Annotated in this window: 7 protein-coding genes; 3 read left to right on the top strand and 4 right to left on the bottom strand. The window is 72.7% G+C overall.

From position 1 onward, the window contains the following. Positions 1-1,128: PfkB family carbohydrate kinase (locus tag JAO81_RS14435; RefSeq protein ID WP_307813360.1), on the bottom strand; the 1,128-nt coding region annotated here is incomplete at its 3' end. A 121-nt stretch (positions 1,129-1,249) separates the two neighbouring features. On the opposite strand from JAO81_RS14435, the gene JAO81_RS14430 reads away from it, so the two are divergent. From JAO81_RS14430 to JAO81_RS14420, 3 genes are all read left to right on the top strand, one after another. Next, entirely contained in the window at positions 1,250-2,548 is a 1,299-nt protein-coding gene (locus JAO81_RS14430; RefSeq protein WP_199548243.1) for a 6-phospho-beta-glucosidase, read from the top strand. A gap of 145 nt (positions 2,549-2,693) precedes the next feature. Then, positions 2,694-3,098 (top strand): hypothetical protein, encoded by a 405-nt coding sequence (locus JAO81_RS14425; RefSeq protein WP_199548242.1) that lies wholly within the window; start codon positions 2,694-2,696, stop codon positions 3,096-3,098. A 128-nt stretch (positions 3,099-3,226) separates the two neighbouring features. Next, positions 3,227-4,033 carry an IclR family transcriptional regulator gene (locus JAO81_RS14420; RefSeq protein ID WP_199548241.1) on the top strand — a complete coding sequence of 269 codons (807 nt, stop codon included), beginning with the start codon at positions 3,227-3,229 and terminating at the stop codon, positions 4,031-4,033. 13 nt (positions 4,034-4,046) lie between these two features. Here JAO81_RS14420 and JAO81_RS14415 read toward each other — a convergent pair whose 3' ends face one another. From JAO81_RS14415 to JAO81_RS42440, 3 genes are all read right to left on the bottom strand, one after another. Continuing rightward, on the bottom strand, positions 4,047-4,952 hold the full coding sequence (locus JAO81_RS14415) for a ribonuclease Z (protein WP_199548240.1): 906 nt from the start codon (positions 4,950-4,952) through the stop codon (positions 4,047-4,049). A gap of 32 nt (positions 4,953-4,984) precedes the next feature. Next, entirely contained in the window at positions 4,985-5,338 is a 354-nt protein-coding gene (locus JAO81_RS14410; RefSeq protein WP_165333175.1) for a histidine triad nucleotide-binding protein, read from the bottom strand. 147 nt (positions 5,339-5,485) lie between these two features. Continuing rightward, positions 5,486-6,373: S41 family peptidase (locus JAO81_RS42440; RefSeq protein WP_233415365.1), on the bottom strand; the 888-nt coding region annotated here is incomplete at its 5' end.

Below are 6,373 nucleotides of genomic sequence, written 5' to 3'. Positions count from 1 at the left end.
CTCCCCACCCCCGCGCCCCGGCCCGCCCCCCCGCCCGGGCCAGGGCTGTACCAACTCCGGCACCACGCCCTGCAGGAACGCATACCGTCTGAGCGCGGCCGGGTCCTGGTCCTCGTACGACTGGATCCTGCGCCACCACGCCCCGATCTCCGCCCATCCGGGCGCCGACAGCGAGCCGCCGAACTCCTGCACGGAGAGCGCCGCCGTCAGGCCGGCGAACGCGAGGCGGTCGGCCAGCGGCCAGCCCGCGAGCGTGCCGGTGACGAAGCCCGCGACGAAGACATCGCCCGCGCCCGTGGGGTCGAGCGCCTCGACCGCGATCGCGGGCACCTCGGCGGTCTCGCCGGTCCGCCCGTCCACCGCGTACGCGCCCTCCGCGCCGAGCGTCACCACCGCGAGCGGTACGTGGGAGGTCAGCGCGCGGGCCGCGGCGCGCGGGCAGTCGGTGCGGGTGTAGCGCATCGCCTCCTCGGCGTTGGGCAGGAAGGCCTCGCAGTGCGCGAGGTCGGGCAGCCCGGCGAGATCCCAGCATCCGCTGTCGTCCCAGCCGACGTCCGCGAAGATCATCGTGCCCTCGGCGGCGGCCTGCGCCACCCAGTCCTCGCGTACGCCGGGCGCCAGCGAGGCGATGGCCGCGCGGGAGCGGGGCGGGCAGTCGGGCGCCGGCTCGGCGGGCGGGGCGTCATGGCCGTGCGAGACCATCGTGCGCTCGCCCTCGTACGCCATCGAGATGGTGACGGGCGAGTGCCAGCCGGGCACCGTGCGCGACTGCGACAGGTCGATGCCCTCACCCTGTTCGAGGGCATCCCAGCAGTACGAGCCATAGTGGTCGTCGCCGAACGCGGCCGCGAGCGAGGTGCGCAGCCCGAGCCGGGCCAGCGCCGTCGCCATGTTGGCCACCCCGCCCGGGCTCTGGCCCATCCCGCGCGCCCAGGATTCGGTGCCGCGCACGGGGGCGGAGTCGAGGCCGGTGAAGATGATGTCCAGGAAGACGGTGCCGGTCAGATACACGTCCCACGGCGGCTCCCCGGGCGTGCGCAGCGCGGCGAGCGGGTCGAGACAGCCCTTGTCCGCCGTCGGACCGAAGCGGCCGCCGTCCAGCGGCCGGGTGCCGTCGATAGCGCTCACCAGGTGCTCCGTACGAGATATGCCTGCAGATCCGGACAGTCTGCCTGAGGGCACTGACATCCCCCAAGCTCTCCACTTCGTTCGAGCAGGGGGTGTCCCCACCTGCGATACGTTCCGGGACATGAGGCTGACGATTCTTGGTGGCGGCGGTTTCCGTGTTCCGCTGGTGTACGGGGCGCTGGTGGGGTCCGAGGTGCGCGAGCTGACGCTGTACGACACGGACCGCACGCGGCTCGACGTGGTGCGGTCGGTGATCGAGGGGCTCGGCGCGGACGGTCCTGCGCTGCGGATCGCCGGCGATCTGGACGACGCGCTGCGCGGCGCCGACTTCGTGTTCTCGGCGATCCGGGTCGGCGGCACCGCGGGCCGGGTGCGCGACGAACGTGTTCCGCTCGCCGAGGGGGTGCTCGGCCAGGAGACGGTCGGCGCGGGCGGGGTGCTCTACGGACTGCGCACGATCCCGGTGGCGCTGCGGATCGCGGAGCGCGTCAAGGAGCTCGCGCCCGGCGCCTGGGTCATCAACTTCACCAACCCGGCGGGCATGGTGACCGAGGCGATGGCCTCGGTGCTCGGCGACCGCGTGATCGGCATCTGCGATTCACCGGTGGGCCTCGTACGCCGTGCTGCGCGCGCCGCGGGAGCGGACCCCGAGGACGTCACCTACGACTATGTGGGCCTCAACCACCTCGGCTGGCTGCGGAAGTTGACCACATCGGACGGCCGGGACCTGCTGCCAGGACTGCTCGCCGATCCGGAAAGGCTCGGCTCCTTCGAGGAGGGAAGACTCTTCGGCGCGACGTGGCTGCGCGCCCTCGGCTCGCTGCCCAACGAGTATCTGCACTACTACTACTTCCGCCGCGAGACCCTCGCCTCGGTAAGCGACGCCGCCGAGACCCGGGGCGAGTTCCTCGACCGGCAGCAGGGCGGGTTCTTCGGCCGCGCGTCCGCCGACCCGTCGAAGGCGTACGACCTGTGGGAGGCGACCCGCCGCGAGCGCGAGTCCACGTACATGGCGGAGTCCCGGGCAGCGAGCGGCGGCTGGGAGCGGGACGCGTGCGATCTGGACGGCGGGGGTTACGACCGGGTGGCGCTGGCCCTGATGCGGGCGCTGTCGTCGGGGGCGGGCGCGCGGCTGATCCTCAACGTACGCAACAACGGGACCGTCCCCGAACTCCCGGCCGACGCCGTCGTCGAGACGGTCTGCGAGGTGGACACGTCCGGCGCCCGCCCTCTGCCCTGCGCACCGCTGGGGGCGGCCGAGCTGGGGCTGATGCTGCAGCTCAAGGCGGTGGAGCGGGCGGCGATCGAGGCGGCCGTGTTCAAGGACCGCGACGCGGCGCTGCGGGCGCTGGCCCTGCATCCGCTGGTGGATTCTCCCGCGGTGGCCCGGCGGATTCTGGAGCGGGCGGCGGCACAGTAGCGGGCCGTCCGTGCGGGCGGTTCGTCGGCGGCGGCGTGCCGGCCGGGTTGCCGCGCGGGGAGATCAAATGATTTCACCGGACCGTCAACTTCCCGTAGCGTCACCGGAGTTGAGATCAACGCATGCCGACGAAAGAGAACCGCAGATGCTGAATGGTCCGATACGCAAGGCCGCCGTCGCCGCTCCGATAGCCGCGCTGATGCTCGCGTTCACACCGGGGGCCGCGTCCGCCCATCACACCGAGTGCGAGGGCAATGTCATCATGCGCATCCCCGCAGGCGACGGCGAGAAGGTGGCGGGCGCCTGTATGGAGCCGCACGGGGAGACCCTGCGGGTACGGGACTACAAGGCGGACGGATACGCGGCCCGCGCGCAGGCGTACCGCAAGGTCCGCGGTGACTGGGTGAAGGTCGGCGGGGTCTGCTTCGACGACACCAGCACCGGCAACCCCGACCGGTACTGCGACCTCTCGATCGCCGAGACGACCGACGTGAAGATCAAGCTGTGGGAAGGCGCCTACGACATCTGGGGCCCGGTCTTCACCGTCTGACCGCGGAACAACCGGCAACGGATGCTTCCGGCCACAGAACAAGGGGCGGCCTGGAGACCGATGTCCACGGGAGACCGGCGTCCACGGGGCGGCCGGGAGACCGGCGTCCAAGGATTACGATCACCGACATGCCGGTAGCCGAGCCCCCGTCCGAGACCCCCGCAGGCGTACGCGAGGTGAAGTCCGCCGCGCGCACGGTCGAGCTGCTCGAAGTGCTCGCCGCGCGCGGTGACCGTCCCGCGCGCCTGCGGGAGCTGGGCGAGGAGCTGGGGGTGCCGCGCAGCTCGGGGGACGCGCTGCTGCGGCACACGCTGACCGACCGCGGCTGGGTGCGCACCGACACCACGGGTTCGCTGTACGGCATCGGCATCCACGCGCTCCTCACCGGCACCAGTTACCTGGACAGCGATCCGCGGGTACGCGTCGTGCGGCCGTATCTCGACGAGGCCTCGGAGGCGCTCGGCGAGACGATCCATCTGGCCCGCCTCGACGGTGCGGACGTGGTGTACCTGGCCACCCGCGAATCCCACGAGTATCTGCGGACGTTCTCGCGCGTGGGCCGCCGGCTGCCCGCCCACGCGGGCGCCCTGGGCAAGGCGCTGCTCGCCGAGGCGGTGGAACAGCGGCTGCCGCGAGGGGAGTTGGCACAGCTCACCCCCAACACGCACGCCACCGCCGAGACCCTGGCCGCCGAGCTGGCCGAGGTGCGGGCACGCGGCTATGCGATCGACCGCGAGGAGAGCGTCCTCGGCATCGCGGGCTTCGGCTTCGCGCTGCGCTACGACGAGCCGGCCGTGGACGCGATCAGCTGCTCGGTGCCGCTTGCGCGGCTGACCGAGGAGCACGAGCTGCGGATCGTGGCCGTGATGCGGGAGATCCGTACGAAGATCGAGTCGGCGGCGCCGCGCGCGTCCGGCGCGGCCCAGTGGCGCTGACGGGCGCCTTTCGTCACTGCCGCTTCGGCACAGCCACCCGCATCAGATCCGCCGCCACGGTCAGCTCCCCCTCGAACCCGGCTGCCCGTGCCTGCCGCTCGAACTCCCCCGGGTCGGTGTACCGCTGCGAGAAATGCGTCAGTACGAGATGCCGCACCCCGGACTCGCGTGCGACCGTCGCCGCCTGCCCGGCCGTCAAGTGCCCGTGGTCCTCGGCCAGTCGGACATCCTCGTCGAGGAAGGTCGACTCGATGACCAGCAGATCGCACCCGTCCGCCAGCTCCCGCACCCCGTCGCACAGCCGCGTGTCCATCACGAAGGCGACCCGCTGCCCGCGCCGCAGCTCACTGACGTCCGAGAGCGTGACATCGCCGAGCACACCGTCGCGCTGCAGCCGCCCCACGTCGGGGCCCGTGATCCCGCGGGCCCGCAGCTGCTCGGGCAGCATCCGCCGCCCGTCGGGCTCGACGAGCCGGTATCCGAAGGACTCGACGGGGTGCGAGAGCCGCCGGGCTTCGAGGCGGTACGCGGATGTCTCGGCCAGCACACCGTCCTGGGCGACCGGCGCCTCGGTGAGCCGCACGGTCTCCCGGTAGGCCGTCGCGTACCGCAGCCGCTCGAAGAAGTGCTGTCCGCTCGCCGGGTAGTGCGCGGTGACGGGATGCGGCACCCGGTCGAGGTTGATCCGCTGGATGACGCCCGCGAGTCCGAGCGAGTGATCGCCGTGGAAGTGCGTGACGCAGATCCGGTTGAGGTCGTGCGCGGCGACGCCGGCCCGCAGCATCTGCCGCTGGGTGCCCTCGCCCGGGTCGAAGAGGATGCCCTCGCCGTCCCAGCGCAGCAGATAGCCGTTGTGATTGCGGTGCCGCGTGGGCACTTGGCTCGCGGTGCCGAGCACCACGAATTCCCGTGAGGACAAGGGAGCTCGACCGTTCTCTTCCGTGCCGGCCGCTACCCGGGCGGCCACTGCAGACCGCGCCCGCCGAGCACGTGGGCGTGCGCGTGGAACACCGTCTGACCGGCCCCGGAGCCGGTGTTGAACACGATCCTGTAGCTGTCCAGCTTCTCGTCGGCCGCGACCTCGCCCGCGTCGCGCAGCACATCGGCGGCGATCGCGGGCTCGGCGGCGGCGAGCGAGGCGGCGTCCGGGTGGTGCACCTTGGGGATCACCAGGACGTGCGTGGGCGCCTGCGGGTTGATGTCGCGGAAGGCGACGGTCGTCTCCGACTCCCGTACGACGGTGGCCGGCACCTCACCCGCCACGATCTTGCAGAACAGGCAGTCGGCCTGCGGTTCACCAGCCACGGTCGGGTCTCCTGAGGGTCGGCGATCGGTCCGGGAGCATGCTATCCGGGGACACGGCGGACCTTCGGAAGCAGGTTGTCACTGCCCGCTCCTGAGGTCGGCAGGCAAGCTGCCACTGCCCGCTCCTGAGGTCCGCGGGCAGGGCTCTCACTCCCGCTCCGGAAGGTCCGGCAGCGTCGGCGGCGCCTTGGCCGGGGTGGCCTCCAGTGCCTCCAGCGCCACCCTTATCGCCGTGTCCAGCTGCGGATCGCGCCCCGCCGCGTAGTCCTGCGGGGCGGTGACCACCTCGATGTCCGGGTCCACGCCGTGGTTCTCGACGCCCCACCCCGAACCCTCCAGCCAGATCGCGTACTTGGGCTGGGTGACGAGCGTGCCGTCGACCAGGCGGTAGCGGCTGTCGATGCCGACGACGCCGCCCCAGGTGCGCACGCCGACGACGGGGCCGATACCCAGGGCCTTGATCGCGGCGTTGACGATATCGCCGTCCGAGCCGGAGAACTCGTTCGCGACCAAGCCCCCGGGGCCGCGCGGGGCGCCCGGGGGATAGCTGAACGGGGGGCGCCCGCGCGCGAGGTCCCAGCCGACGATGCGGCGGGCGAGCTTCTCGACGACGAGCTGGGAGGTGTGGCCGCCGCGGTTCTCGCGCACGTCGACGACCAGGCCCTCGCGGGCGACCTCGACGCGCAGGTCGCGGTGGATCTGGGCCCAGCCCGGTGCCTGCATGTCGGGGACGTGGAGATAGCCGAGGCGGCCGCCCGACTGCTCATGCACGTACGCGCGGCGGTCGGCGACCCAGGCGTGGTAGCGCAGGGGCTCCTCGTCGGACAGCGGGACGACGACCGCGTGCCGTACGTCGCCGCCGCCGGACGGCGAGACGGTGAGCTCGACGGCCTTGCCGGCCGAGCCGACCAGGAGCGGGCCCGGACCGCGCAGCGGGTCCACCGGCCGCCCGTCGACGGCCACCAGGGCGTCACCCGGGCGGACCGCCGCCCCGGGCGCGGCGGGCGGGGGGCGGGGGGACGGGGCGGGGGGCTC

It is taken from the genome of Streptomyces sp. N35 (assembly GCF_016464295.1).
GTDB lineage: Bacteria > Actinomycetota > Actinomycetes > Streptomycetales > Streptomycetaceae > Streptomyces.
Note: the sequence above shows the minus strand (reverse complement) of the source record. Positions and strands in the feature narration are given on the sequence as shown.